The sequence below is a fragment of the Lysinibacillus sp. FSL L8-0126 genome (assembly GCF_038630385.1).
GTDB lineage: Bacteria > Bacillota > Bacilli > Bacillales_A > Planococcaceae > Lysinibacillus > Lysinibacillus fusiformis_D.
The window spans coordinates 3,173,079-3,199,725 of the sequence record NZ_CP152028.1 but is presented as its reverse complement, the minus strand read 5'-3'; the positions used below and the strand labels follow the sequence as shown (position 1 = coordinate 3,199,725).

Genomic DNA, 26,647 nt, shown 5'->3' with positions numbered 1-26,647 from the left:
CACAATTTGACGATAAATGTTCATAGTTTACGCTATTTTAGTTCTCGACAAAAACAAACAGAACGTTTACAATTAAGGAGGAATATTGTTTGCGACATTCATTTTCTGATGTCGAAAGGAGTGTCTATTTTTAATGAACTTATTAATGGTTATTTTTGGTCTAGTAGCGATTTTAGCTGTAGTTGGTACATTCCAAGCAATAAAAGAAAAGAACCTATTAAGCGTTGTTTTCAACTTATTAAGTGCCGCTGTATTCGGATGGTTCGTCATCATGACGATTGTTCACAGTGGGTATCCACCACAATTACACTAAAATTCAGACAAAAAGGAGCAGTCTCCCTGGAGATTGCTCTTTTTTTGTATTTATTATTTATTTAATTTAAGAAATCGTTTCTTACCAATTTGAATGACATCATCATTCATTAGTACAAGTGATAAATCATCCATTACTATTTTTTCTCCATTCAAGGATACTCCATTTTGCTTGATTAACCGCAGAAATTCACTCTTACTATGAATATAATCCATTGCCACTAGTTGTGGGATAATATCCACTATTCTTTCCTTATCAATTTCTAGGAGCAGTATAGGAATATTTTTTGGTATTTCCTTTCTTTGAAATGCAGCTTGGAAATAGGATTTAGCTTCCTCCATTGCTGTAGTCCCATGGTATAAGGCCGTTATAATTTCTGCTAACTGTAATTTTACATCACAGGGATTCTCTCCCATTTGCAGTCTATCTTGAATGGTTTGCACTTGTAGTGGATGCTCATCTGTTGCTAGTTCAAAATATTTGATGAGTAAGGCATCTGGTACTTCCATTACCTTTTTAAACATGACCTCTGGCGCTTCACTGACACCAATATAATTGCCAAGGCTCTTACTCATTTTTTCAATGCCATCTAAACCTTCGAGTAATGGCATAAAAATGGCAATTTGTTTTTCTAACCGCCGTTGCTTTTGTAAGGTGCGGCCCATTAAAATATTGAATGTTTGATCTGTTCCCCCTAATTCAATATCGGCCTGTAGCTCTACCGAATCATATGCTTGCATAAGCGGGTAGAAAAATTCGTGGATGCCAATTGGTATTTGCTGACGGTACCGTTTTTGAAAGTCCTCACGTTCTAACAGTCGAGCAACGGATGTCGTGGCTGCCAGCTGAATGACTTCTTCAAATGACAGCTTTGCTAACCATTCACTATTGAAACGAATAGTTGTCTTGTTCATATCTATCACTTTAAAAATTTGCTCACAGTATGTTTTAGTGTTTTGCTTGACCATGTCATCACTTAACGCGACACGGCCTTTTGCTTTACCCGTTGGATCACCAATACGCCCTGTAAAATCACCGATAACAATGACCGCCTGATGCCCTAAATCCTGCATTTGCTTTATTTTCCGTAGAACGACTGCATGCCCTAAATGAATATCCGGGGCGGACGGATCAAGCCCTAACTTAATGATTAAAGGCTTCTGCTCCTTATAGGATCGCTCTAATTTTTCGAGTAATTCCTGCTCATCAACGATTTGATGAGCCCCCTTCTTAATTATCGCTAATTGCTCTTTTGGTGTTAAAAACATATGAAACATCTCCTTGTAATATTAAATATTAATATTGCAAGCTCTATAAGAGTTCACTAATCAACTACGCCTCAGCGTAAGAGGACGGCCAAATCAAGATAAACACTTGGGCTGTAAAGGCATAAAAAAAGCCCTTAGGACTAATCCTAAGGACGTTCATGAACGTGTTACCACCTTTTTTCGAGAGCTATTCACACAGCCCTCCTCAATAAGTACAGCCATAGCGATACTTTTGCAATGATTACGGATGCAACTCCGTCGTAGCCTACTAAAATTTCGGTACGCAGCTCCAAGATGTATTCACTTTAATATCCCTTGCGCCTCTCAGCAACCGGCTACTCTCTGTCAGTTCGATTAAAGCTACTCGTTCTTTTCCATGCCTTTCACTCTTATACTCCGAAATGCAAAAACAAATCTTCGTTATGCAGATATTTAAATTTATTATAATTGCTTATAGTAATTTGTCAATCAAAAAAGAAAAGAGAGACCTCAACTTGAGATCTCTCTTTTGTTATTTGACGGAATCCTGTTTTAAATTACCTGTCTTTTCATCATAGAAACGTAGCAGGTCTCCATTTATGATAGCATCGGAATTTTCCAGCTCCATTGTCGCACGATCAGCATATGACTGGCATGGCTCACCATCTATTTCTTCACCAGTTGCTTTGTCATAGCAAGCTTCTCCAGCATAAACATATTTATCTGTTATAAAGCGTCCATCACGGAAGACAACAAAATCCTCATGCTCTGGAGAGAATAAATCTGCACCCATTTGCATGTCTTTTGACGTTTCAACGCCAAGAAGATGTAAGATTGTTGGACGTAAATCCATTTGTCCTGAAATCTCTGTCATTTCTTTACCATCGTCAGATCCTGGGATATGGATGAATAAAGGCACTTCTTGAAGCAATGCATTGTCCATTGGTGTAATTTGTTCTTTTCCTAAATATTGTGCCATCGCTTTATTATGGTTTTCAGAAATACCATAATGGTCTCCATACATTACGATAATAGAGTTATCATAAACACCTTGATCTTTTAACTCTTGGAAGAAGTCTTTTAAAGCTTCATCCATATAACGTACTGTCTGGAAGTAACGATTTAATGTACCTGAATTTGAATCATATTCAGGAATCATAATATCTTCAGGATCCAAAGTGAATGGATAGTGGTTCGTTAACGTAATTAATCTTGAATAGAATGGCTGTGGCATGTCTTTCATTAAAGCAGCAGATTGCTCTAAGAATGGTGTATCTTTCATACCCCAGTTGACAGCTTGCCCTTCTTCAACCGTATATGAATCTATATCGTAGAATTTATTAATTTTTAACGATTGATACATGATATCACGGTTCCAGAATGATTTATTATTCGGGTGCATGACATTTGTAAAGTAGCCATTTTCTCCAAGGCGTTCAGCCATTGAATTATACGTATTTCCACCATGCGTGAAGAATACAGCACCACGACCTAATCCAAACAATGAGTTTTCAACAATAAACTCTGAGTCAGATGTTTTTCCTAAGCCTGTTTGGTGATAGAAGTTACTGAAATAATACGTATCTTTATCTTTTGTTAAAGAGTTCAAGAATGGCGTAATTTCATGACCATTCATATCATTATTGATGACAAAGTTTTGTAAAGACTCCATCGACACAACAATTAAGTTGCGACCTTTATATTTCCCAAACATCTCTGGATTAACGGCAGCCTGATTAGAACGCACATAGTTGTTTACTTCAACTAATTCACTGCCATCCGCTAATGCACGCTGAGCAGATGATTTAGTTTGAATATAAATATCATACAAATGGTAATTGTACGTACCAATATTTTTTACTAATAATTCGCGGTCAAAACTACGTGTTAATAATTGTGGACGCTCTGTTTCAGCTAATCCTAAGTTTAAAAATGAAATTGCGACTGCTAATACAAAAAATGCACGTCGGAATTCAATATTCACTTTAAATGCTTCTTTCATTTTCGGTAAAAATTTATTCGCTAAGATTAAAATAACGACATCAACGAAATATAATACATCCCATGGCTCAACAATGGCTGCTACTGATGTTCCTAAGTCACTGAAATTACTTGTTTGGAATAATACTGGTAGCGTAATAAAGTCATTGTAGAATCGATAGAACGCTACATTTCCGTATAAAACAATGGATAAAATAACGCTGACCGTAATCAGATAACGATTTCTAGCTTTTGCTGATTTAAAGAATAGTGATAAACCATACGTAAATAGCAAGAAGCTTAATGGATTAATAAACAAAATAAATTGTTGCATTGCATTTTCAATTTTCATCTCAAAGCTTGTGTGGTAAACAATGACCGTTTTGATCCATGTTGCTATAATTGCTAGTATCATAAATGAATGTTTAGGCCACTTTATTGATTTCATTCCTAACATCCTCCCTACTTCCTTACAAAAAAATAATAATTTTTTACATTTTGTTACGGAAACAAAATATATCTTAATCCTTTTTTAACAGATAATCAACACATATCTTTTGGAAATTTTTTTCTCCGCGCTCTTTTTATGCACCAGACATCTATATATACGTTTTGGAATGTAAAAAGTTTCTTAAAAACATAAAAACAGCGGAAATCCACTGTTTTTAAGAATATTACATACTTGTTACATTATTTTCACAATACTCCATTACATTATATTTTAAACATTACTTTTTATTTTCTTCCATACGAAGTTTTGTTGTTTCTTGTCGAATGAGTAACAATGCCATTTGATAGTCTTTTATGTCTAGTACATTTGCTTTATAGAGCTCACGTATTTCATCCTCCATTAACATCAAATCGCCAATGGGATCACGTGTATAAATAAAAGTACCATATGTTTTCAAAAGTTCATAAATATCTAACATTTTATCCATTTTCGCTCGCTCCTCGTTGTGCTAGACAATCAATACGTTCTGTCGGTGTCATAATGATGTCTACTGGGCAATCATGCTCCTCGGCTGGGACACAATCAATGATTTGCTCATCAAAGAGCAGCGACATCAGCTTCCCTTTTTTATAGTTTAATACATAGCGGTCATAATAACCACCGCCATAGCCGATTCGATAGCCATTACGGTCAAAAACAACGCCAGGCACAAGGATGACATCCATGTCATTTGCGTCAACTAACTCACATCTTGCTGGAATAGGCTCACGCAAATGCATATATACAGTTTCAAGCTGGGCAAATGAATCAATAATGTAAAATGACATTGCTCTTGTTTTTGGATGACATTTCGGAACAGCGACCTTTTTACCAAGTCGCCATAATTCTTCAATTAAAAGAATGGTGTCGACTTCTGGCTTATTTGAAATGGTCATGCCAATTATATTTGCTTCTATTATATATGATTCCTGTAGCACCTTTTTTACGATAGCTAATGATTGATATTGATAAGCTTCATCAGTCATTGTCGCAAGAGCTTGTCGCATCTTATTTCGTAATGTTGTTTTATCCATCCAGGCTACCTCCTATATCATCATACTTCGTATCCTTATACCCGAAATGATTTCATAAAATGTAGAAAGCCAAAACCACTTGTGGTTTTGGCTTAATGAGCGATTACTTAGTTTCACGGTGAAGAGTGTATTTCTTCTCGCGAGAGCAATATTTTTTAAGTTCAAGACGCTCTGGATTGTTACGCTTGTTCTTTTTAGAAATGTAGTTACGTTCGCCGCAATCTGTGCAAGCTAAAGTAATGTTTACGCGCATCATTAACCCTCCCACTCTATATCAAGAATTAAAATTTGAGCATGATTTATACGACTAACCTATTATAACATAAACTGAAAAAAAATCTACCTTCATTTCATATTAAGTTTGCATATGGTAAAATATCTTATAATTACATACTACATTGAGGTGAAACTATTGGATTTATCCATCTTACTAATGAGTATCGGCATAATTTTAGTCATCCTATCGTTCTTTTTCAAAAATAGCTCGAAAAAAATCGAAAAAGATGTCGAAGAATTATCCATCTCGATCTTCCAAGAAACAAATAATTTAAAGCGTCGCCTAAAAATTGTCGAGGAAGAACTTTTATTAGAGCCTGAATTCCAAGTGAAATCAACATCAGCTCCGAGTCAAAAAGGACAAAACCCTAAAGTTCAACAAGTCATGCAAGCTGTTCAACAGGCTGCACAAGCGTCAAAAATTGCACAAACGACAACCCAAGTCAAACCGATTCATCAAATTATTGTTAGTCAGGTGCTCGAATTAAATAAACAAGGTCTTTCTGTAGCTGATATCAGTATTCGTTCTAATTTAACAGAAGAGCAAGTTCGTCAAGTCATTGCAAATGGAGGTCGATAAGTGATGAACAAGTCCGCCATCCGCGCATTTGGCATTGCCATTTTTCTTGTCGGAGCTTTGCTAGCACTCTCCAGTCGCTTTGATGTAAATATTGGTCTCCCTACTAAAGAAGCTGGCAATCTGCAACAGGTAGAACAACTGCAAGATAAGCTAAACAAGGCCAACCAAGAAATTGCCTCGTTAAAGGGACAATTAAAGCCAGTACATACAACAGAAGAAACGTCTACGACAGATTCTGATGAACAAGCCGTTGAAGAAACAAACGGTGATGTGACAAAGTTGACATTGCAATTATACAGTGGAATCACACCCTATATTGTGGCACAAAAGCTTGAAGACGGCGGCATTATTACCAATAGTGTTGAAATGGAGTTACTACTCGCTAACGCAAAATATGCCCGCAGCTTACAAATCGGCTCCTATGAAGTCAATTCTTCCATGTCTTTAGAAGAAATTGCTAAGTTAATTACAGGCAAAAAGCAGTAACCTAAAAAGCTGTCGTCACATTAGACGACAGCTTTTTTGCGGCCATTAAGCTATACTATCGAGGAAGGCTTGCATCATGATATTGCCTTCTTTTGTGCCGATTGATTCTGGGTGAAACTGCAGACCATAAAGAGGATAATTCTTATGTTGAATGGCCATAATCTCCCCATCATCACCGGCTGTTGCAATTATGTTAAAATCCTTATGCAATGTCCTTGCTTCAATAATTAAAGAATGATAACGCATTACTTCAATATCACCCTTTATTCGCTTAAATAAACCTGTTTGCTCGTATTGTAATGGTGACAGCTTTCCATGCATAATATTTTGGGCCTGCACAATATTGGAGCCAAAAGCCTGCCCAATCGATTGATGGCCAAGGCATATACCTAAAATGGGGAAATTTTGATACAGTTCCTTGATGACAGCTACCGTGATACCTGCTTCAGCAGGTGTTCCTGGTCCAGGAGATAAAATGATGGCTTCAGGCGACATTTCTTGAATTTCTTCTATTGTAATAGCATCATTTCGCACGACTTTAACGTTTTTTCCCAGCACGCTGATTTGTTGAAATAGGTTATAAGTAAAGGAATCATAATTATCGATTAATAAAATCATTTTTTGACCTCCAATAGCGCACGGGCTTTATTGAGCGTTTCCTCGTATTCCGACAATGGGATGGAGTCATAAACAATTCCCGCCCCTGCCTGTACATGGGCTTTTTGATCCTTAATGAGCATTGTCCGAATAGCGAGTGCTAAGTCCATATCACCTGTTGTTGAAATATAGCCCACCGCTCCCGCGTACACGCCCCGCTTCACTGGTTCCAATTCATTAATCAGTTGCATGGCTCGAATTTTAGGTGCTCCTGACACAGTCCCAGCTGGTAGACAAGCACGCAGTACATCCAGAACATGGAGGTCGTCTCGTAATTCTGCCATTACCTCTGACACCATATGCATCACATATTTATACCGTTCAATATTCATGTAGTTCATTAGCTTTACAGAACCGACTTTGGCAATGCGTCCAAGATCATTGCGACCTAAATCTACTAACATACGATGCTCCGCTATTTCCTTTTCATCTGCTAATAGAGCATTTGCAATTGCTTCATCCTGTTCTGTTGTCGCGCCACGCGGCTTTGTACCAGCTATTGGATTGGTTGTCACCTGACGATTTTTTACCTTTACCAGACTTTCCGGAGATGTTCCTAAAATAACATAGGATCCAAAATCCATATAGAACATATAGGGTGACGGATTCGACGTGCGTAATTGACGATAAAGTGAGAATGGTGAACCTGTGAACGGTGCTGAAAAGCGTTGTGATAATACGATTTGAAAAATATCTCCTCTTAAAATATGCTGCTTAGCACGTTCCACCAAAGAAACAAATCGCTCCTTTGACATCATTGGTGTAAAATGTAGTTCATCTACCTTCAATGCCTCAAAGGTCGTACCTGCACAAAGCTGTTGCTCTATTGTCGCAATAGCAGCCTCCATCTCCTCTATTGAACGCCCCTCCTGAAATAGATCAATCGAGGCTAGTGTGATTTCCTGCGTTACATGATCAAAAACAATAAAGGTATCATAGAAAAAAACATGCACATCAGGCATGGCTAAATCATCCTGTAAATAGTTTCCGATTTTTTCTGTATAAAAAGCTGTTTCATAGCCAAAGAAACCTATGATCCCACCAAAAAAGGCGAATGGATAGTTCTCCTCATGAAATGGCATAACTTGCTTTAATTGATCGAGCACATTCCCACTAATTGTGTCCTTTTCCATTCCTCTTGAAAAGATGAATTCTTCCTTGTTCCCTTTCAATTCAGCCACTGGATTGATGGCGATAAAGGAATATCGCCCACTTTCCTCATGCTTGGCTGATGATTCGAACAACATTTTATGCTGCCCGCTCAGTGATTGATACACAGAGATAGGGGTCATCATATCCCCCTGTAATACTTTCATGGCATACTTTCTAAGCTCAACTGTCATACTCTTCTCTCCTTCTCTAAGCTCTTCTCTGCTCTTCTACACCTATCTATCGCCTCCTCCTCAGCGTATGTGTGTTCAGATTTTTTCAAGTTACTAACATAGCAGCTCTTCAAAATCTGTGACATCCGATGGAGGGGCTTTCTCTTGCTTCAGCGGGTGTTTGAATCTGCTAAAAAAGTAAAACAAGCATCTATCTCCCCTACACAAGAGGAAAATTTCTGCACCTCACGCTTCACTTTCAGACAAAAACATGACTGAATCAAGATAAAAAAAGGCCTTTCCATCACAAAAGGACGGAAAAGCCGTGGTGCCACCTTCATTGGTCTCCAATCTAGAAGACCCTCTTGAAGCCTTATAACGTAGGCATACGCTAATCCCTACTGTCGTTCAGGATTAGAGCTCCGAAGTCCATTCACCATTCATTTGTACTAGTTTCCACCAACCACTAGCTCTCTATGACAAATTTAAATAGCTACTACTCTTCATCAACGCTGATTTGTAAGTTATATTGTAATGCAAACTATCTCACAATTCAATTTATTTTTTATTTCGTAGACTGTCATCCTCGTAAGGGGTAGCTAACGTAATGGATAACTCCTCCATTATTTGACGAATAGCAAATAAAATATCCTGACGCACTTCTAGCATAACAGCTGTATCATTTGTAGCAATAAAGAAACGAACAAGTACACGATATGAATCATGATGAAATTCATCAATAAAAACATGGATCATCTCTTTCTCCGTTTTGGCATGCAAATAAATTTCCTTATGAATGGCTGTTAAAGCACTACGTAAATGGTCCTCCTCATTTTCGGCTGCTACATAGATAAATTGCTCACATTTCCGTTTTTCTCGTTTTGATAAATTATAAATAGGGCGGTTGACTAAATAGGAATTCGGCACATAGACAAGCCCCTTATCCCCTGTTTGAATTAAGGTACTTCGCAGATTGATATCTTCAATTGTGCCTTCAATTTTTTGATCTTCCGTTGCGATCCAATCTCCTATTTGGAATGGATTATCCAACGCGACAGACATACCACCAAATACATGTGCTAAAGTATCACGAATCCCAAAGGCAATCGCCACACCAGTTAAACCGATCCCTGTTAAAAAGCCATTGAGGTTAAAATCCCAAAACGAAGCAATCGTGAACATAGCAAAAATCATAATGATTACTTTACCGATTCGTAGAAAAAACGGTAATAAGACATTCTGATCCTCTTCACTCGTTAATTCGAATGGTTGTTTCGTATAAAAATTTAATACATCATAAATCCCTTTAAACGCAAAAAACACCAGAATTGACAATACAAAATTTTTCGTTGATTTATGTGTAAATAAAGGAACTTCTATTAAATAAGATAAACTCAGGACAATGACTGTCGTCATAAATGCATAGCCAATTGCTTTACTGAATTGGGCAAGTACATTCGCCTGGAATTTCCGCTGGCGATTTCTTAAAAAAGTCACTACACAATGAATGATTTTTTTTATGATGAAACGTTGAATAAGCCAACCAACTAAACAAATAATGGCGGCAATCAAGACATCCATCCAAGTTGGGACTGTAAATTTAGGTAATAACCAAAGTAATGAATCCATGTATTTCTCCTTTAAAAAACCTATGTATCTCCACCAAAAAGGAGCAAACCTTCAGAAACGGTTAGCCCCTATTTTTTTATTGTATAGCATCATCCGCAAAAAAAGCCTTATTGGCAAACCAAAACTGCTGTTTATTAAAATTATGTTCGTGCATGGCGATCACTGAAAATTCAGCATGGTATTTCCGCTTCATTTCCTCTAGCATCGTTCTTGCTTGTTTAGTTACGAGATGCTGTCCATCAATAGGCGCTCCTTCTGTAAAAATAATGACATCCGCTTCAGCATCGAGTTGATTTTCCTGTAGTAATGCTTTAACAAACTGTAAAACAGGCAATATTGCGGCTTCTCCTTGTGCCTTATATTCGATAAAACTCTTAAAATCAGCTAAATTTAAATGACCATTTTCAAAGCGATAGTGAACATGAATTTGACGATCATATGGAACAATATATAAATCGCGACCTTCACGATGAGCATTCATAAATAACGGTAAAATCATACTTTTACAAAGATCAGAGTAAGCAGCCATCCCCGTCGTTTGTTCTAAACAAATAATCATAGGCCCAGGTTCCTGTTGATATTCATGAAATGGCACATAAAAAATATTACCACTTTTTGTTGTCTGTTGCTTGAGCTTTTGACGTCTCAGCTCTGACCATTTTCGTTCATAATATAGGTATTGCTCATGGCCGTTTGCTAAGCGTTCAGCTTTTTCAATAGCAGGGATATTTTCTCGAATTTCATGCATAATATCTGCCAATTCTAGTGCAAATGCTGCCATATTTCGTAATGGCTCGCTCTTGAAAAAATAGTCGATAAAATAATGTTGTTCTCCTTCACTTAACTCCTCTAAATGTAAGTTTTTATAGAGAAAACGTAAATAGTCTAGTTGTTCGTTTGACATCTGCTGGTCAAATTGCTCAATGAATGTTTCGATTGCATCTTTCACGTAGCAGCACCTCCTAAGCATCACATTTTTCGGATAATGTCTATAGTATAGCCAAAAAAAATTTTTGACAATACAATAGTGCTCGTTATAAAGACGCTAGGGAAAAAGACAATGTTGCTGCTACATAAAATTTTTTTATCCAAATGAAAAGAAGAGCTAAAAGTAGCTCTTCCTCATTAATTATTTAATTCATAATGCTTGCCTTTGACTAAGTAAAATAGATGTTCTGCAATATTTGTCGCATGATCGGCAGAGCGTTCTAGATATCGGCAAATAAATGTGAGATGGGTTATCTGCGAAATATGTGCAGGATTTTCTACACCCGCGCGAAGTAAAAGTGTAATTGTTGCCCCGTATAAATCGTCTACATAATCATCTAATTCTGCGATTTCTTTGGCACGTACCGTATCTTCCTCTGTAAAGGCCTTCATGATACTCTCTAGCATTTCGACTGTTTTATTACACATCGTTTGTAGATTGGTTATCGGAAACACTATTGGTTCTTTGCCAATTCGAATCGCTTCCTTAGCAATATTAACCGCATAGTCGCCCACTCTTTCCATATCTGCTGCTGCTTTTACAAGGACCATAAGGCGACGCAAATCTGTTGCCACTGGTTGTTGCTTAGCAATCATTAAAATCACATGGTCATTAATTTCCTCTTCAAGACGATTAATGACTAAATCATCTTCTAAAATTTTCAAGGCTTTTTCTAAGTCCTGCTCTACTAATGCTTCAAAAGCCGTTTGTAGTGCTAGAATACTGCTGTTGGCAAGGGCAATAAATTGACCCTGTACCTCTTGTAACTCTTGTTCAAAACGCTCACGAACTACCATCTATTGCTCCTCCTTAGCCGAAACGTCCTGAAATATAATCTTCTGTGCGTTGATCCGCTGGTGTTTGGAAAATAATATCTGTTTTATCGTATTCAACAACCTCTCCACTTAGGAAGAATGCTGTGCGATCAGAAATACGAGCCGCTTGCTGCATATTATGTGTCACGATGATGATGGAATAATCTTTTTTCAGCTCTTGCACAAGCTCTTCCACCTTTAACGTAGAAATTGGGTCCAAAGCAGATGTTGGCTCATCCATTAAGATGACATCTGGTTCAATCGCTAAGCAACGTGCAATACAAATACGCTGTTGCTGACCACCCGATAACCCATAGGCATTTTGATTTAAACGATCTTTTACCTCATCCCAAATCGCTGCCCCTCTTAGTGACTTCTCCACAATCTCATCCAAAATCTTTTTATTTTTAATCCCATGGATTCTTGGTCCATAGGCAATATTATCATAAATAGATTTTGGGAATGGGTTCGGCTTTTGGAACACCATCCCTACACGTGTCCTTAATTCCTCTACTGTATAGCTTTTATCTAAAATATTTCGCTCACGATAGACGATTTCACCTGATGTTCGAACGCTTGGTACAAGTTCTACCATTCTATTTAATGTTTTTAGATACGTAGATTTACCACAGCCAGATGGCCCAATAATAGCCGTTACTTCATTTTCATAAATACTTAAATTAATATCTTTTAAACCATGGTGATCACCATACCATAAATTTAAGTTTCGTGTATCGTAGACAATCTTCTTCGCTCTATCATCTGAAGACTTAGTTGCCATTTGATTCAACTTGACAATCGTTTTTTCCTCTTTTAAATCTAGCACCATAAGGTCACCTCATTAATAACGTTTTTGGAATTTATTTCGTATAAAGATAGCAATAGAGTTCATTAATAGCAGAACCGTCATAAGCACTAAAATACCTGCGGCCGCCACATACTGAAAGGCTTCTTGTGGTCGCTTTGCCCAATCATAAATTTGCATCGGTAATGCAGTGAATTGACTTAATAAACTATTCGGTAAAAACTGTAGAATAACTGGAATCCCGATGACAACAAGTGGAGCTGTTTCTCCAATGGCACGAGACATGGCTAAAATACTTCCTGTTAAAATACCCGGAATGGCAGCTGGTAGCACCACGCGTAAAATGGTTTGCCATTTCGTTGCACCCATACCATATGATGCTTCTCTTTGTTCATTTGGTACGGCACGAATAGCCTCCTGTGCAGCTACAATGATAACAGGCAATATTAATAAACTCATCGTAAACCCTGCGGCTAAAATACTTTTGCCTAGCCCCATCATACGGACAAAAATTGTTAATCCAAGTAATCCAAAAACGATGGAAGGTACACCTGCTAGATTCGATATGTTCATTCGAATAAAGTCGTTAATTCTATTTTTCTTAGCATACTCCTCTAAATAAATCGCAGTACCTACACCTAAAATAATAGATACTGGCGCAACAACTGCCATTAACCACAGTGACCCAATTAAGGCAGCTTTAATCCCTGCCTTATCTGCAAATCGTGATGCAAAATTAGTTAAGAAATCGATATTTAAATAACCAATTCCCTGTGACACTATGCGATATAACAAAATAGCTAAAGTCACAAGCGCAAACATAGTTGCTAAGAAAAATAAGGTTTTCCAAACTTTATTAAATGTAATACGCTTGGTCAATCGTTTCATGACGACCGTGTCATCCATATAGCGCATGCTAGTAAACCTCCCTGAAGCGTTTCGAAATATAGTGAGCAAGTAAATTCATGATTAGTGTAAAGATAAATAATGTAAATCCTACTGAATAGATAGAGTAGTAGATTGTTGTACCATAACCTGCATCACCTGTTGAAACTTGTACAATGTACGCCGTCATTGTTTGAATGGAATCCGTTACATTTAAATCAAATTTCGGTGTAGATCCTCCAGCAAGTGAAACAATCATTGTTTCTCCAATTGCCCGGGAAATAGCTAACACGATTGAAGCAATAATTCCCGATAGTGCAGCTGGTAATACTACTTTAATAGCTACCTCAAATTTCGTCGCACCTAGAGCTAAAGCTCCTTCACGCATACTATTTGGTACGGATGACATCGCATCCTCTGATAGAGATGTAATCATAGGTAAAATCATGATACCTACAACAATCCCAGGACTTAATGCATTAAATAATTTGAGTCCAGGTACAATTTCTTGTAAAACAGGTGTGACAAACGTTAATGCAAAGAAACCATAGACGATTGTTGGTACACCTGCTAATACCTCTAAAATCGGTTTCACTGTACGTCGTGTTTTCTCACTTGCATATTCACTTAAATAGATAGCTGAAGCAATTCCAAATGGTACGGCTACTACAACTGCAATAAGTGTCACTTTTAATGTACCTGCGATTAATGGCAAAATTCCAAATAACGGTTCATTTCCTGAAAACGGTAACCACTTTGTCCCAAATAGGAAATCCGTAATCGACACACGTTTAAAGAACTCAAACGTTTCAAAAATAAGGGTGAAAACAATGCCAAACGTTGTTAAAATCGAAATAATAGCGGCAGAAAATAATAGAGCTGGCATTGCTTTTTCCACTATTTTCTTTGTTTTTTGATTGCGAGAATTTGCAATTAATTGCTGCACAGATGATGTCTTATTTTCCTTTTGAGAAACCATTGGGAGCTCCTTTCAAATAAGTGAGGGAAAGAGCATACATCTCTTTCCCTCTATGCATGTCTACTTATTTTAAGCCTTCTAAAGTTTTTAAGCCTTCAGTATATTTTTCTTCTGGTAAACGAACATAGCCAACTGCCTCAGCCATATCGCCTGCATTTTCAAGTGTAAATTGAATGAAGTCATATGCTGCTTCATTATCTTTCATAGCACTATTTTTCACGTAAGTGAATAGTGGGCGTGAAAGTGGTGTATATTCGCCACCCTCTATTGTTTCATTTGTTGGTTCAACACCATTTACTTTGACAATGTTTAATTTATCTTTATTTTCAAGATAGTAAGCATAGCCGAAGAAACCGATTGCGTTTTTGTCACCAGCTACACCTTGCACTAGCATATTATCATCCTCTGATAATGTTGCTGAGCTTACTAGATCCGCACCATCTAAAATGACTTCATCGAAGTAATCGTATGTGCCTGAATCAGTACCTGGTGAATAGTAAACGATTTTTTCATCTGGCCATGATGGATCAATATCAGACCATTTTTTCTCTTTTCCATCTTCAACCCAAATTTTTTGTAATTGTTCTACTGTTAAATCCTTTGCCCAATCATTTTCTGGGTTCACCACTACAGATAAACCGTCATATGCTAAAGCTAGCTCTGTAAAATCAATACCCGCTTCTTCTAATTTCGATTTCTCTTCATCTTTTATATTACGAGATGCATTTGAAAAGTCTGTTTCACCTGCGATGAATTTTTCAAAACCACCACCAGTACCAGAAACCCCCACTGATACTTTGACATCTGGTTGTGCGCCTGCATACTCTTCAACAACTGCCTCAATGATTGGTGCTACTGTTGATGAGCCATCTCCAGCTACAGATCCTTGTAGCTTTTCATCAGCAGCTTCTTGTCCTGAACTAGCTGGTGCGTTCGTTTCTGCATTGTTTCCATTTTGTGCAGAATCGCTACCACATGCACCTAGCATTAATGCAGAACCCATTACTGCTGTCATCGTTAAGTACTTCCACTTTTTCATCTCATTTGCCTCCGTCGTGAACTGTTTTATAGTTATTTGTCTTACAATCTTTACTATAATGACTGATTGTTGAAGTCGTATAAACGGTTCGTAAAAGAGATGTAAATGAATGTAATGCTTTGTAAACGATTGTAAAGACGCATTTACAATCGTCACGGTAACATGGCGTCCTGAGAGTAGATGATTCGACACCTAACGAAAAGAGACCCCCCCTCATTCATTTCACTATCTTAAGGCGCGAGGGTCTTCTTCTACTTGCTTCCTATAGGAAAGATGCTATAATAAGCACTTGTGTCAGGAAATATTTTATGTTGATGCAGTGTTGAAGGCCCCCTCCTTAATCGCGGGAGATCAATACTTGTTTTGCTTTTTAGCAGGTGTTCAAACGTCCACTGCACCGAAATAAAGTTTCCAGTGATTGTTACAAATGGCAGGCACGAAAAAATCTAGACGTATTGTTTTCTGAGCAAAAACGAAGCATCAGCGACAATCACGTTGAGGCTAATGGATGAGGAGAGTTTGACCTTTGTCATGAAACATGCAAAAGTACAAAATGCCGATTATTTTAAAACCTATCTATTACTAGTAATGGAACATCGGGAATATTCACTTCAGGAGGCGATCGATTTTATGATAGCTTCTTATTTCTATCACAATATAGAGCTTTATGGGGTAAAGCCAAGAGAGCAGTTTGAATTGGCTATTCAGCAATTATCTGTGTAAAGCTTGCTTTAATAGAAAAAACCGCTAGGCATTCTCATGCTTAGCGGTTTCATAGTGTTGAAAAACAAAACCATCCATAGAATTTATGTGAAAGGTGAAAAAGGGTTTCCGTTGCAGGCTACTTGCTTTCCTGTGGGCGAGCGCCGAGCCGCTTCCTCCGTGCAGGGGCTCGCCTGTCTCGCTATGAACTGACCCCAAAAATTTGAACTTTTAAGAAACTCTTCGAAACTCAACTGGACTTTTTCCGTTGAGTTTTATTTTTATCCGTTCATGATTGTAGTAGTGGATATAGTCTACTAACGCTTTTTTGAATGCTTCGTAGTTCTTAAACGTTGTTGCGTATAGAAATTCTGATTTCATAATGCCAAAAAAGCTTTCTATCACGGCATTATCTAAACAATTCCCTTTCCGTGACATACTTTGCTTGATTTCATAAGTGGCCAATAACGCTTTAAAACGTGGTATTTGATATAACCATCCTTGATCAGAATGGATGATTAAGCCACTCTTTTCTGATAGCTGTGTATACGTAAACGCCATTTTCAAAGACTGTTGGACTAACTCAAAATTAGGTGATTTTGATACCTCATATCCAACGATTTCTCGATTGAATAAATCTAATATAGCCGATACATAGATTTTTTGACCGTTTATTTTAAACTCCGTTACATCGGTTACCCATTTCTGATTGGGTGCAGTGGCTTCAAAATCACGTTGGATGACATTCTCTGCGACATAGCCGACTGTCCCTTTATACGAACGGTATTTTTTAGGGCGTACCGTCCCTTTTAAGCCCAATTCTTGCATCAATCGTTGGACCGTTTTATGGTTGATGAAAAACCCTTCATTTCGGAGGGCTAAACAAATACGACGATAGCCATAACGCCCCTTATGGTAATGAAAAAGCGTCTGAATTCGTTCTTTGATCGCCTGATATTTATCTGGTTTTACCCATTTTTGGAGATGATAATAATACGTACTTTTCTTAAGTTTCGCGACTTTTAATAGAGCTTGAAGAGGAAAATCCAACCTTAGCTCATAGACAGCTCTTACTTTTTCTTGGATTTGAAGGCATCCTTTTCTTGAACTAAGGCTTTCAACTTTTTTAAATAGGCATTTTCCATCCGTAAATACTCAATTTCCGCTTTTAACTCTTCCGTTGTTTTTTCATTTAAATCGGACGAAGCTGGTTGTTTTTTTGGCATTGATTGGCGCTCCTTTTCTACTTGATAGAGCACCTCACCAGCTGTTGACATCCACTGTACTTTCCATCTTCGAATGGTTTCACGAGAAGGAATGTTAAACTTCGCTGCGGTCTGTAAAAGCGAATCGCCTGTCTCTATCAGGTGTTGAATTACTTTTATTTTAAAAGAATCTTCATAATTCGTGAACCCTTGAGGACGAATAATTCCTTCGATGCCATGATATCGATATAATTCAATCCATAATCGAATGTACTGTCGATCCCTCTGTAATCGATTGGCAATCTGATACGTACTTTCTTTTTCTTCAAAGTAAGCTAGAACTGCGGCTAATTTTTGTTCATCAGAAATCACTACCTGCACCCCCTATAGTAGATTTTTAAGTCCAATATTTTGGGTGCAGCTCACTATTCCCACGGGAGTCAAGTAGCCTTCCACTCCAATCCATAAAATAAAAATGTTCACTTTTTAGCAAAAAAGTGAAGGTATTCACTACTCTTTTATGGTGGGGTGTTGTCACACATCACTTCTCCACATTGAAAATAAGAGGCTATCCTCTCTTATAATATAAATAATGGGCTATTTTGTTCAGGAAAAGACACTTTTGCAGAATGGTTGATTGGAGTGGAGCCAGCGTCACTCTTAGGGGATTTAGCGTCACAGAGGAGACCCTGGAGCGAACGCAGTGAGTGAAGCGGCTCATCAGACGCCCCCTGGAAAGGACGCTGGCGGAACGGAAATCAACCCCTCGCCTTACAAAATTGCTTATTATGCCGTTGACATTACCTTTTTTCAACAACATGAAACCGCTAGGCATTCTCATGCCTAGCGGTTTTCTTATTGTTGCTCATCCTCACCAATTTTCTCTTGTGTAACGGCAGGTAAAATTGGTTGTTTTACATTGCTATCTGTCACTTTTTCAGCTTGATATTTTGCTTTTAATTCAAAATACTTGTCTAAAGCACGTCTAGCAATGACATTATTTTGATAGTAGTGTGGAGCTAAGTTTGTATTAACCCATGGGATAACAACTGCATAGGCAATTTCAGGGTTTTCATATGGTGCAAAACCGACATGTGTTAAGTTAATCGTGTTTGTACCATAGTACTCTCGTAATGGACCATAATAAACTACCTCTGCTGTCCCTGTTTTCCCAGCAGCTGTATATGGAATATCCGCAAATTGAGCTCGTGCTGTACCGTGTTTACCAGTGTATACACGACGCAATCCTTGCTTTACATAATCGATCTCTTCTTTGGAATTATCAATTTGATTCAAAATAGTTGGTCCTACTTCTGTTACTAACTGGCCTAATTGTTTACCATCTTGAGATGGATCACGAACCTCTTTCACGACATGTGGCTGAATACGATAGCCACCATTGGCAACTGTTGAAATATATTGTGCTAATTGCAGAGGTGTATAAGTGTCATACTGACCAATGGCCAAGTCAAGCGTTTTCCCTCCCATCGTTGCACCTGATGGACCACGCACCCCACTAAATTCATTTGGTAAATCAATGCCTGTTTTCACACCTAAACCAAATTGCGCATAATTATTACGCATTCTTGGGAACGTATCGTCCTTTAAGCGTAATGGCATACCATAGCTATAAGGTGTTCCATTAAGCAGCAACGCAATCTTAAACATATAGGAGTTGGAAGAACGTTCTAAAGCCATTAAATCATCCATTGGAATATATCCACTACGGTTAAAAATAGACGTTTTAGGGTCTGTACCAGCTAATACAATAGGCTCATCTCCCATAGAAGTACCCATCGATATAACACCTTGATTGTATCCAGTAAGAACAGTTGCTGCCTTTACAGATGAACCTGCCTCATAAGCTGTTGTAAATGATCCATATGCATAGTCAATGACTTCATTTTTCCCTGTCTCAGGATTTTTTTCTATTTTCTTACCAGTCATGGATAGGACATCCCCTGTATTCGGGTCCATCATGATTAAGAAGGCGCGATCTAATAAATACGAGCCTGGGAGTGCTTTTAGGTTAAGCAGCTCTTCTTCCAAAATTTTCTCTGTTTCCGCCTGTAGCTCACTATCCATTGACAGGATTAAGTCTTTACCTGGTTCACCTTCATAGGTTGTCACCGTATCGACGACCTGCCCTTTTTTATTGGTAATATTTTTGACAACTGTTTTTTGACCTTGTAGTAGCTCTTCATATTGAGCTTCGATATAACTTTCCCCTACTCGATCATTTCGTGAATAATCACGGGCTAAATAATAATTCAGCTTCTCTTTTGGTATCCCTTTTGTTGGGACCGTTGTACGACCAAGAATCGATAGAGAAGATAATTTTACGCGTTTCCAATCTGTCGTTGTGTTAACTCCTGGCAGTTCCGTTAAACGCTCGGAGACACGTGCAAATTCTTCTGCCGAGACATCTTCACTTTTTATAATTTGAGGTGATAAATTATAACCAGATGTCATCTCTCTAAAGATTGCTAATACTTCTAAATCTTTCTCTGACAATTGCAAAAGTTCTTCATTCGTAATGCGTTCACGTACTAGTTTATCAATCTCTGCATTGATTTGACTTGTCGTAATATTTTCTTTCGCTCGAATTTTAGCTTCTTCTGCCTTTGTCACTTTTTCATAAGCCGCATCATGATTTTTGATAATCCAAAAATCTTGTTTATCACGCAATGTGACGCGTTTTGTTGGTTGTTCAATTAATTGCGCCAGCTTTTCAGCTATATTTAGCATTTCATCTGTTGTAGTCGTTTGCATTTTCGTATAGGTAATGGCATTTTCAGGGTGATTATCGACTAAAATACGCCCGTAACGATCATACATGCGGCCCCTTGGCACACTTGTATTAACAGGAACTTCCTCTTTACTCTCTAAAAGTCGTACATACTCTTCCCCTTTGACGATTTGCATATAACCCAGTCTAAAAATTAACATTGAAAATACGATAAATATTGCAAAGAAAAGGATATTCATACGAAATGTTAAATTAGAATGATGTTTTGCTTTAACACTCGCCGCGCGATTTTTTCCGGGTGCTTTGCGCATATGTATTCCCCTCCTCATCTTCTGATCATTTCAATACACGATACTTAGTATACCATTCGAAGGTATGACAGAAAAGCACGCACTTACGAAATCTTATGTAAAACATCATTTATTTGACGGCACTTTCTGAGGAAAGGTTGCTTTTTTTTATACTTTCCCTCACGCTTACTTTTCTATCCAATAAAAAAGGCTATGCCTTGGTGATTACTCACCTTTGGCATAGCCGAAGATTCATCATTATTTTGCAGCTTGGAATTTAGCTTCTACTACGTCCCAGTTTACTACATTCCAGAAAGAACCGATGTAATCTGGACGACGGTTTTGGTAGTTTAAGTAATATGCATGTTCCCAAACATCTAAGCCTAGAATTGGAGTTTTACCTTCCATTACTGGAGAGTCTTGGTTAGGAGTAGACGTAACAGCCACTGAGTCACCATCAACGATTAACCAAGCCCAACCAGAACCGAAGCGAGTTGTAGCAGCTTTAGCAAATTCTTCTTTGAAAGCATCGAAAGAACCGAATTTAGCATCGATTGCTTTTGCTACTTCGCCAACTGGTGTATTTGAACCGCCTGGAGCGATAACTTCCCAGAATAATGTATGGTTAGCATGTCCGCCACCGTTGTTGCGTACAGCAGTTTGTTTGTCAGCTGGAAGAGCGTCAAGGTTTGCGATTAAGTCGTTAATGTTCTTTTCTGCAAATTCAGTACCTTCTACTGCTGCGTTTAAGTTTGTTACATAAGTATTGTGGTGTTTAGAATGGTGAATTTCCATTGTTTTTGCATCGATATGTGGTTCTAATGCATCATAAGCGTAAGTTAATTGTGGTAATTCGTAAGCCATTGTTAAGTTCCTCCCTAAAATAAGAAATAAATAGTACATCCTTAGATTATCAAAATTGGTCAAACCATTCAATGAAAAATACTTCAAATTGAAGATTTCAGCCTTTTGACTGAAATATCAATACGTTTACTATCTTACCCTTTCATCATAAACACTAAACCTTAAAAGTGAAGCATTAAATCGCGATAAAAAATACAATAATCATCACGATTTGAATGACAGCCTTTGCAATGGTAGATGTTAAAAAGCCTATTAGAGAGCCCACACCACTTTTCACAGCCTCATTAAAGGTACGTTTCTCAACAATAAGTTCTGCAATCACAGCGCCTAAAAATGGACCAATTAATATCCCTGCAACGGGAATAACAAATGGACCAATTAATAAACCGATAGTACTTCCCCACATTCCTGCGTTAGAACCACCAAACTTTTTAATACCGAACGCATTTGCCACTGTATCGGCACCAAATAATAGCACTACAAATAGGATTTCAATCACCCAGAACCACCAGCTCAGCTCTGCGAATGAGAAAAATACACCATAAAGCAAAAATCCGCCAACTAAAAATAGTACACCCGGAATAATCGGATACACTAAACCAATAAACGAAATAATAAAGCAGGCAATCACTAAGATCCAGCCAATAACTTCCATAAAGTTTCTCTCCTTTTACCGTGCATTGCCTTTCATACGGAATAACAAAGTGAAAAGTTTCATCTCGCTAATGACGAATGCCTAAAATCGAGTCGGCAATGTTTACTGCATGGTCTCCTATACGTTCTAGATTGCTTACAATATCCATATAAACAATTCCCGCTGCTCCACTGCATTCATTAGTGTTCAAGCGAGCGATATGTTTTTGACGGAGTTTATCTTCCATATCATCTATTAAGCTTTCTAGCTCCGTTACCTCCTGAGCTAAACTTAAGCTCGCCGTATCTAAAGCTTCAATGCTTTTCCGTACTGCTTCAATGGCTAAACTAAACATACCAATTAAATCTTGTCGTGCTGATTTACTTAAACTCACTTCATGATGATCTTTGTATTGTAGAAGCTCTAATATATTTTCAAAATGGTCTCCAATCCGTTCAAAATCTCGCACATTTGTTAATAAGGTATGGTGTCTTACTGAGTCTGCTCGAGATAGCGGCTGCTTAGACACCATGACTAAATAATCCGTAATTTCATTGTCGAGATGATTGAGGCCGACCTCTAATTGCAAAACCGTTGGAATATGTTCTGCTTCCCCCGTTTTCATATATAAAAACGTTTCTTCCAGCCCTCGCAATGCATGTTCACCCATTCGTAACACTTCCTCTTTCGCTTGACCAAGGGCAATGGCAGGAGAGGAATCAATAAAGGATGGGTCCAGATGCTTAGTTGTCACATTGATATGACCGTCATTTCCTGGCAGCAACTTCGTAACTAATGTTGCAAGTCCAGCGATAAATGGAAGTTGAATCATCATATTAAATACGTTGAATGAACCATGTGCAAGAGCAATTTGCATGCGAGGCTCTAAATGAAATAACTCACTTACCCACTGGACAAACTGTATAAATGGTGTAAAGAATAGCATGAAAATGATCGTACCGATGACATTAAAAAGGACATGTGCGGCAGCTGCACGCTTTGCATAAATAGAAGCACCAAGGGAAGCTAATACCGCTGTAATGGTCGTGCCAATATTTTCACCAAACAAAATAGGTAATGCACTATTTAAACCAATTAAATGTTCAGCATATAACCCTTGCAGCACACCAACCGTCGCAGTAGAACTTTGCACCAATAATGTGAATACGGTTCCTAAAAATATGCCTAAAATCGGTTGATTACTTAAATGAAGCGTTAATGATGCAAAGTCTGCCAATTGATGTAGTGCCTGCATACTTGCACTCATTAGCTCTAGCCCTAAAAATAAACCACCAAAGCCAAAAAGAATCTGGCCAATATGTTGATACGTTGCTTTTTTCAAGAAAAACAAACAACCTGCACCGATTGCCAACAAAGGGTAAAAATAGATACCAATATTAATGCCAATAATAAATGCTGTAATGGTTGTACCGATATTTGCCCCCATGATGACGCCAATGGCTTGACGCAATGTTAAAAAACCAGCACTCACTAAACCTACAGTTATGACTGTTGTTGCAGAACTTGACTGAATACAAATCGTTACAAATATACCCACTAAGACACCCATAATCGGGTTTGTAGTAAAGCGGTTTAACCATTCACGTAATCGATCATCCGCTGATTTCTGAAGTCCATCACCCATAAATTTAATGGAAAATAAAAATACCCCTAACCCACCTAAAAATTGAAAGAGTATGCTTTGCCAATCTATTGTCAATTGTTTTCGCTCCAATTCCTACATCTCTACTACTCTATTTGTAATCATTAAATGATTACCAACAAAAAGTAAAGAAATCCTTTAACTTCTTTACATAATGTTAACATTTTATCATCTAGTTCCTCTTCATTTATACTTCTTTCATATCCTGTCCTCTTTGAACATGTTAAAATATCGATTGGAGGAGATATAGTATGAAACACTCACAGCTTTTTATCGATAGTCTCATTCATCCTAAAAAACTAGCAGCCTATCGTTTATTACCTATTGGAAAGGTTATTCAATATACTTTTCTACTCATTACCATTGTGTCCGTATTTTCTTTAGGTCGCTTTGCAGCAGGTATGTCTGTTGATACATTTGATATGGATAGTTTAACTGGTTTAACGGAATATATAGAAGGCATTAAATGGCTCTTATATCCATTCACCTTCCTCATGCTTTTTGTTGTGACAACCATGCTCATATTTGCACAAATTGCTCTCTATGCTTTAGCTGGTTTATTTATCTTAAAGGCAATGAAGCGTCGAGGTGAATATCGTCACATCTGGCGAACAGCTACCTTTGCCATCACTTGGGCAACTTTGCTGTCAATGCTAGCAGACTATTTACCAATTAACAGTACCATTATCACTGTATTCTCTTTATTGTTAACCATTACTCTATTAATTGTGGCCTTTACAAAATATCCAAAACAACCAATTACAAAATAATGTGCATGAATCCCCTCTCTTCTCAATATAGTGTAGAAAAGGAGGGGATTTTTTGCGCGCATTCATCTTAACAGCCATCATCATTGTGATCGCCTTTGTCGTCAAAGTAGATTTAACCGAAGGATCTATCCCACTGGCAGCTTTATCTACCAAAAATACAGAAAATACTCTTTGTGAAAAACAGCGTGAGCCAAATTATATTACAGTACAAACGATTGAAGGTGACACTATCCATAGTTTATTTGCCCTACATCCTGCAAAAGTTCCTATGACCTTTCCAGAGCGCTTACAACTTTTTTACAACTTAAACCCACACTTACAATTACAAGCTCTCATTCCAGGTGAAAATATCAAGCTTCCACTGTCGTTTGAGCTTGAAAACAAATGTGGAAAATGAAAAGTTAGCGTTTCTTCCTTGTCCTTATTTTCCTACACTGCTAAAATAAATGACAGTGACGGCTGAAAATAGTGGCCCGAAAAGGAGAGAAAGTTAATGAGTGAAATTTGTCACCGTTCAAATACGCGTCCCGTACGTGTCGGTAACTTAACAATTGGTGGTAGTAATGAATTATTCATTCAAAGTATGTGTACAACCAAAACACATGATGTAGAAGCAACAGTTGCGGAAATTCTTCGTCTTGAGGAAGCGGGCTGTCAGGTTGTTCGTGTTGCTGTACCAGATGAGCGTGCAGCGGATGCGATTGCCGAAATTAAAAAACGTATTCATATTCCATTAGTAGCTGATATTCATTTTGACTATAGATTAGCATTAAAAGCCATTGAAAATGGTATTGATAAAGTACGTATTAACCCAGGTAATATTGGCCGTAAAGAAAAAGTGGAAGCTGTTGTTAATGCTGCCAAAGCGAAAGGTATCCCCATTCGTATTGGTGTTAATGCCGGCTCATTAGAGCGTCATATTTTAGAAAAATACGGCTATCCTACAGCTGATGGTATGGTTGAATCAGCTCTACACCATATTAAAATTTTGGAAGACTTGGACTTCCACGATATTATCGTGTCAATGAAGGCATCTGATGTTAATCTTGCTATTGAAGCTTATGAAAAGGCGGCGAAAGCCTTTAATTACCCGCTTCATTTAGGGATTACAGAATCAGGGACACTGTTTGCTGGTACAGTAAAATCAGCAGCTGGTCTTGGAGCCATCCTTTCAAAAGGCATTGGGAACACATTGCGTATCTCCCTTTCAGCTGACCCTGTAGAAGAAATAAAAGTAGCAAGAGAATTATTAAAATCATTTGGTCTAGCCTCTAATATGGCCACACTTATTTCTTGTCCTACATGTGGGCGCATTGAAATTGATTTAATTTCGATCGCAAATGAAGTGGAAGAATATATTTCAAAATTAAAGGTTCCTTTAAAAGTAGCTGTGTTGGGCTGTGCCGTAAACGGTCCAGGTGAAGCACGAGAAGCGGATATCGGAATTGCTGGTGCTCGTGGTGAAGGCTTACTTTTCATGAAGGGAAAAACAGTTCGTAAAGTACCTGAAGAAACGATGGTGGAAGAACTGAAAAAAGAAATTGATAAATTAGCAGCAGAAATGGAAGAAAAGCAAGCAGCAGAAGCAGCACAAAAAGCGAATGCTTAAGGAGGTGCTAGCATGAAAAAGCCTCGTTTTGGTATTGATATCGATGGGACTGTGACATGTCCAAGTACACTCATTCCACATATTAATAAGCAATACAATGTAAATATTACACTTGATGATGTTTGTGAATATGATTTTTTATCCGCCTTTCCACACCCTGTTGACCGCAGTGCATTTAATACATGGTTTAAGGAAAATGAGCCTTATATGTATGAAGTCTCTGAAGTGGCAAAAGATGCAAAAAATATTCTAACCGCTTGGAAAAATAATTTCGAGCTGTATTATATTTCTGCACGAGGTGAAAATGTAGCAAACATCACTGTCAATTGGTTTAAAACGCAAGCTATACCATACGATCATATCGAACTTCTAGGTAGCCACGATAAACTAGCTGCCGCGAAAAAGCATCATGTAGAAGCTTTCTTTGAGGATAAGCACGATAATGCGGTAATGCTGGCGGAGGAACTAAAAATCCCTGTTGTGTTATTTGACACACCATATAACCGCCTCACTGTTCCTGATAATGTTATACGAGTATATAATTGGCAGGAAGCAAATCAGTTTATTACAGATTATTTCAAATAAAGCAGAGTCGTGTTCAAACTTGGACACGACTCTTTTGTTTAACTTGTCTAC

28 protein-coding genes and 2 other annotated features are annotated in these 26,647 nt (G+C 37.9%); of the genes, 8 read left to right on the top strand and 20 right to left on the bottom strand.

Features of this window, described 5'->3' with window-relative positions; all coding sequences use genetic code 11:
• The first annotated feature begins 133 nt into the window (after window positions 1-133).
• The gene (locus MHI34_RS15625) at window positions 134-313 is read left to right on the top strand and encodes a DUF2759 domain-containing protein (RefSeq protein ID WP_036120238.1); all 180 of its coding nucleotides are present in this window, start codon (window positions 134-136) and stop codon (window positions 311-313) included.
• Window positions 314-366: 53 nt separating this feature from the next.
• Here MHI34_RS15625 and tyrS read toward each other — a convergent pair whose 3' ends face one another.
• The 5 genes from tyrS to rpmG all read right to left on the bottom strand — a co-directional run bounded on the left by tyrS (window position 367) and on the right by rpmG (window position 5,317).
• Complete coding sequence (tyrS, locus tag MHI34_RS15620; protein WP_342503615.1) at window positions 367-1,581, bottom strand: tyrosine--tRNA ligase; 1,215 nt, start codon at window positions 1,579-1,581, stop codon at window positions 367-369.
• A gap of 145 nt (window positions 1,582-1,726) precedes the next feature.
• Window positions 1,727-1,967 (bottom strand) — a binding site (T-box leader).
• 125 nt (window positions 1,968-2,092) lie between these two features.
• Window positions 2,093-3,988, bottom strand: coding sequence for an LTA synthase family protein (locus tag MHI34_RS15615; RefSeq protein ID WP_271910317.1), 1,896 nt, complete (start codon window positions 3,986-3,988; stop codon window positions 2,093-2,095).
• A gap of 280 nt (window positions 3,989-4,268) precedes the next feature.
• Window positions 4,269-4,478 (bottom strand): YqgQ family protein, encoded by a 210-nt coding sequence (locus tag MHI34_RS15610; RefSeq protein ID WP_036120247.1) that lies wholly within the window; start codon window positions 4,476-4,478, stop codon window positions 4,269-4,271.
• A complete protein-coding gene (locus MHI34_RS15605; protein ID WP_036120249.1) occupies window positions 4,471-5,064 on the bottom strand; it encodes a 5-formyltetrahydrofolate cyclo-ligase in 594 nt (197 codons plus the stop codon). The genes MHI34_RS15610 and MHI34_RS15605 overlap by 8 nt, the downstream gene beginning before the upstream one ends.
• Window positions 5,065-5,167: 103 nt before the next feature.
• On the bottom strand, window positions 5,168-5,317 hold the full coding sequence (gene rpmG, locus MHI34_RS15600; protein ID WP_008408521.1) for a 50S ribosomal protein L33: 150 nt from the start codon (window positions 5,315-5,317) through the stop codon (window positions 5,168-5,170).
• 150 nt (window positions 5,318-5,467) lie between these two features.
• Here rpmG and MHI34_RS15595 point away from each other — a divergent pair, with 150 nt between their 5' ends.
• Both MHI34_RS15595 and MHI34_RS15590 read left to right on the top strand, forming a co-directional pair.
• Window positions 5,468-5,920 (top strand): hypothetical protein, encoded by a 453-nt coding sequence (locus MHI34_RS15595; protein WP_342504473.1) that lies wholly within the window; start codon window positions 5,468-5,470, stop codon window positions 5,918-5,920.
• Window positions 5,921-5,923: 3 nt separating this feature from the next.
• Window positions 5,924-6,406: a hypothetical protein gene (locus tag MHI34_RS15590; RefSeq protein ID WP_342504472.1), complete on the top strand. Its 483-nt coding sequence runs from the start codon at window positions 5,924-5,926 to the stop codon at window positions 6,404-6,406.
• A 45-nt stretch (window positions 6,407-6,451) separates the two neighbouring features.
• Here the strand turns inward: MHI34_RS15590 and MHI34_RS15585 are convergent, their stop codons facing one another.
• The 9 genes from MHI34_RS15585 to MHI34_RS15545 form a co-directional block, all read right to left on the bottom strand.
• Window positions 6,452-7,024: an aminodeoxychorismate/anthranilate synthase component II gene (locus tag MHI34_RS15585; RefSeq protein WP_036120254.1), complete on the bottom strand. Its 573-nt coding sequence runs from the start codon at window positions 7,022-7,024 to the stop codon at window positions 6,452-6,454.
• On the bottom strand, window positions 7,021-8,406 hold the full coding sequence (gene trpE / locus MHI34_RS15580) for an anthranilate synthase component I (RefSeq protein WP_342503614.1): 1,386 nt from the start codon (window positions 8,404-8,406) through the stop codon (window positions 7,021-7,023). The genes MHI34_RS15585 and trpE overlap by 4 nt, the downstream gene beginning before the upstream one ends.
• Window positions 8,407-8,692: 286 nt before the next feature.
• Window positions 8,693-8,904: a binding site (T-box leader), on the bottom strand.
• 39 nt (window positions 8,905-8,943) lie between these two features.
• Window positions 8,944-10,014 (bottom strand): mechanosensitive ion channel family protein, encoded by a 1,071-nt coding sequence (locus MHI34_RS15575; RefSeq protein WP_036120260.1) that lies wholly within the window; start codon window positions 10,012-10,014, stop codon window positions 8,944-8,946.
• A gap of 76 nt (window positions 10,015-10,090) precedes the next feature.
• Window positions 10,091-10,963 carry a hypothetical protein gene (locus tag MHI34_RS15570; RefSeq protein WP_058844129.1) on the bottom strand — a complete coding sequence of 291 codons (873 nt, stop codon included), beginning with the start codon at window positions 10,961-10,963 and terminating at the stop codon, window positions 10,091-10,093.
• Between the two features lie 176 nt (window positions 10,964-11,139).
• Window positions 11,140-11,799 carry a phosphate signaling complex protein PhoU gene (gene phoU, locus MHI34_RS15565; protein ID WP_036120292.1) on the bottom strand — a complete coding sequence of 220 codons (660 nt, stop codon included), beginning with the start codon at window positions 11,797-11,799 and terminating at the stop codon, window positions 11,140-11,142.
• Between the two features lie 13 nt (window positions 11,800-11,812).
• Complete coding sequence (gene pstB, locus MHI34_RS15560; protein WP_230593777.1) at window positions 11,813-12,598, bottom strand: phosphate ABC transporter ATP-binding protein PstB; 786 nt, start codon at window positions 12,596-12,598, stop codon at window positions 11,813-11,815.
• 60 nt (window positions 12,599-12,658) lie between these two features.
• Entirely contained in the window at window positions 12,659-13,537 is an 879-nt protein-coding gene (gene pstA / locus MHI34_RS15555; protein ID WP_036120300.1) for a phosphate ABC transporter permease PstA, read from the bottom strand.
• Window position 13,538: 1 nt separating this feature from the next.
• Entirely contained in the window at window positions 13,539-14,486 is a 948-nt protein-coding gene (gene pstC / locus MHI34_RS15550) for a phosphate ABC transporter permease subunit PstC (RefSeq protein WP_036120302.1), read from the bottom strand.
• A gap of 64 nt (window positions 14,487-14,550) precedes the next feature.
• Window positions 14,551-15,525: a PstS family phosphate ABC transporter substrate-binding protein gene (locus MHI34_RS15545; protein ID WP_036120305.1), complete on the bottom strand. Its 975-nt coding sequence runs from the start codon at window positions 15,523-15,525 to the stop codon at window positions 14,551-14,553.
• 531 nt (window positions 15,526-16,056) lie between these two features.
• Here MHI34_RS15545 and MHI34_RS15540 point away from each other — a divergent pair.
• Window positions 16,057-16,248, top strand: coding sequence for a hypothetical protein (locus MHI34_RS15540; protein WP_058844127.1), 192 nt, complete (start codon window positions 16,057-16,059; stop codon window positions 16,246-16,248).
• A gap of 210 nt (window positions 16,249-16,458) precedes the next feature.
• Here MHI34_RS15540 and MHI34_RS15535 read toward each other — a convergent pair whose 3' ends face one another.
• From MHI34_RS15535 to MHI34_RS15510, 6 genes are all read right to left on the bottom strand, one after another.
• Window positions 16,459-17,313 carry an IS3 family transposase gene (locus MHI34_RS15535; RefSeq protein WP_342504471.1) on the bottom strand — a complete coding sequence of 285 codons (855 nt, stop codon included), beginning with the start codon at window positions 17,311-17,313 and terminating at the stop codon, window positions 16,459-16,461.
• Window positions 17,298-17,804, bottom strand: a complete 507-nt coding sequence (locus tag MHI34_RS15530; RefSeq protein ID WP_342503613.1) for a helix-turn-helix domain-containing protein — start codon at window positions 17,802-17,804, stop codon at window positions 17,298-17,300. The genes MHI34_RS15535 and MHI34_RS15530 overlap by 16 nt, the downstream gene beginning before the upstream one ends.
• 483 nt (window positions 17,805-18,287) lie before the next feature.
• Window positions 18,288-20,492 (bottom strand): penicillin-binding protein 2, encoded by a 2,205-nt coding sequence (locus MHI34_RS15525; RefSeq protein ID WP_342503612.1) that lies wholly within the window; start codon window positions 20,490-20,492, stop codon window positions 18,288-18,290.
• 237 nt (window positions 20,493-20,729) lie between these two features.
• Window positions 20,730-21,335, bottom strand: a complete 606-nt coding sequence (locus MHI34_RS15520; protein ID WP_036120319.1) for a superoxide dismutase — start codon at window positions 21,333-21,335, stop codon at window positions 20,730-20,732.
• 175 nt (window positions 21,336-21,510) lie between these two features.
• Window positions 21,511-21,990, bottom strand: coding sequence for a DUF456 domain-containing protein (locus MHI34_RS15515; protein WP_058844800.1), 480 nt, complete (start codon window positions 21,988-21,990; stop codon window positions 21,511-21,513).
• 67 nt (window positions 21,991-22,057) lie between these two features.
• Window positions 22,058-23,689 (bottom strand): Na/Pi cotransporter family protein, encoded by a 1,632-nt coding sequence (locus tag MHI34_RS15510; RefSeq protein ID WP_036120325.1) that lies wholly within the window; start codon window positions 23,687-23,689, stop codon window positions 22,058-22,060.
• Window positions 23,690-23,883: 194 nt separating this feature from the next.
• Between MHI34_RS15510 and MHI34_RS15505 the strand changes: the two genes are divergently transcribed.
• From MHI34_RS15505 to MHI34_RS15490, 4 genes are all read left to right on the top strand, one after another.
• Complete coding sequence (locus MHI34_RS15505) at window positions 23,884-24,402, top strand: DUF1189 family protein (protein ID WP_036120327.1); 519 nt, start codon at window positions 23,884-23,886, stop codon at window positions 24,400-24,402.
• Window positions 24,403-24,454: 52 nt separating this feature from the next.
• The gene (locus MHI34_RS15500; RefSeq protein WP_340811678.1) at window positions 24,455-24,799 is read left to right on the top strand and encodes a hypothetical protein; all 345 of its coding nucleotides are present in this window, start codon (window positions 24,455-24,457) and stop codon (window positions 24,797-24,799) included.
• A gap of 105 nt (window positions 24,800-24,904) precedes the next feature.
• Complete coding sequence (gene ispG / locus MHI34_RS15495) at window positions 24,905-26,011, top strand: flavodoxin-dependent (E)-4-hydroxy-3-methylbut-2-enyl-diphosphate synthase (RefSeq protein WP_170829863.1); 1,107 nt, start codon at window positions 24,905-24,907, stop codon at window positions 26,009-26,011.
• 12 nt (window positions 26,012-26,023) lie between these two features.
• Window positions 26,024-26,596 (top strand): nucleotidase, encoded by a 573-nt coding sequence (locus MHI34_RS15490; protein ID WP_036120338.1) that lies wholly within the window; start codon window positions 26,024-26,026, stop codon window positions 26,594-26,596.
• Window positions 26,597-26,647: the final 51 nt, after the last annotated feature.

Coding starts and splice junctions, on each gene's coding strand:
- tyrS (WP_342503615.1), bottom strand. CDS start 1,581: ATGTTTTTAACACCAAAAGAGCAATTAGCGATAATTAAGAAGGGGGCT.
- MHI34_RS15505 (WP_036120327.1), top strand. CDS start 23,884: ATGAAACACTCACAGCTTTTTATCGATAGTCTCATTCATCCTAAAAAA.
- MHI34_RS15585 (WP_036120254.1), bottom strand. CDS start 7,024: ATGATTTTATTAATCGATAATTATGATTCCTTTACTTATAACCTATTT.
- MHI34_RS15545 (WP_036120305.1), bottom strand. CDS start 15,525: ATGAAAAAGTGGAAGTACTTAACGATGACAGCAGTAATGGGTTCTGCA.
- pstB (WP_230593777.1), bottom strand. CDS start 12,598: ATGGCAACTAAGTCTTCAGATGATAGAGCGAAGAAGATTGTCTACGAT.
- phoU (WP_036120292.1), bottom strand. CDS start 11,799: ATGGTAGTTCGTGAGCGTTTTGAACAAGAGTTACAAGAGGTACAGGGT.
- MHI34_RS15610 (WP_036120247.1), bottom strand. CDS start 4,478: ATGGATAAAATGTTAGATATTTATGAACTTTTGAAAACATATGGTACT.
- MHI34_RS15515 (WP_058844800.1), bottom strand. CDS start 21,990: ATGGAAGTTATTGGCTGGATCTTAGTGATTGCCTGCTTTATTATTTCG.
- MHI34_RS15490 (WP_036120338.1), top strand. CDS start 26,024: ATGAAAAAGCCTCGTTTTGGTATTGATATCGATGGGACTGTGACATGT.
- MHI34_RS15520 (WP_036120319.1), bottom strand. CDS start 21,335: ATGGCTTACGAATTACCACAATTAACTTACGCTTATGATGCATTAGAA.
- MHI34_RS15525 (WP_342503612.1), bottom strand. CDS start 20,492: ATGCGCAAAGCACCCGGAAAAAATCGCGCGGCGAGTGTTAAAGCAAAA.
- MHI34_RS15590 (WP_342504472.1), top strand. CDS start 5,924: ATGAACAAGTCCGCCATCCGCGCATTTGGCATTGCCATTTTTCTTGTC.
- pstA (WP_036120300.1), bottom strand. CDS start 13,537: ATGCGCTATATGGATGACACGGTCGTCATGAAACGATTGACCAAGCGT.
- MHI34_RS15605 (WP_036120249.1), bottom strand. CDS start 5,064: ATGGATAAAACAACATTACGAAATAAGATGCGACAAGCTCTTGCGACA.
- MHI34_RS15625 (WP_036120238.1), top strand. CDS start 134: ATGAACTTATTAATGGTTATTTTTGGTCTAGTAGCGATTTTAGCTGTA.
- rpmG (WP_008408521.1), bottom strand. CDS start 5,317: ATGCGCGTAAACATTACTTTAGCTTGCACAGATTGCGGCGAACGTAAC.
- MHI34_RS15615 (WP_271910317.1), bottom strand. CDS start 3,988: ATGAAATCAATAAAGTGGCCTAAACATTCATTTATGATACTAGCAATT.
- MHI34_RS15575 (WP_036120260.1), bottom strand. CDS start 10,014: ATGGATTCATTACTTTGGTTATTACCTAAATTTACAGTCCCAACTTGG.
- MHI34_RS15540 (WP_058844127.1), top strand. CDS start 16,057: ATGAAACATGCAAAAGTACAAAATGCCGATTATTTTAAAACCTATCTA.
- pstC (WP_036120302.1), bottom strand. CDS start 14,486: ATGGTTTCTCAAAAGGAAAATAAGACATCATCTGTGCAGCAATTAATT.
- trpE (WP_342503614.1), bottom strand. CDS start 8,406: ATGACAGTTGAGCTTAGAAAGTATGCCATGAAAGTATTACAGGGGGAT.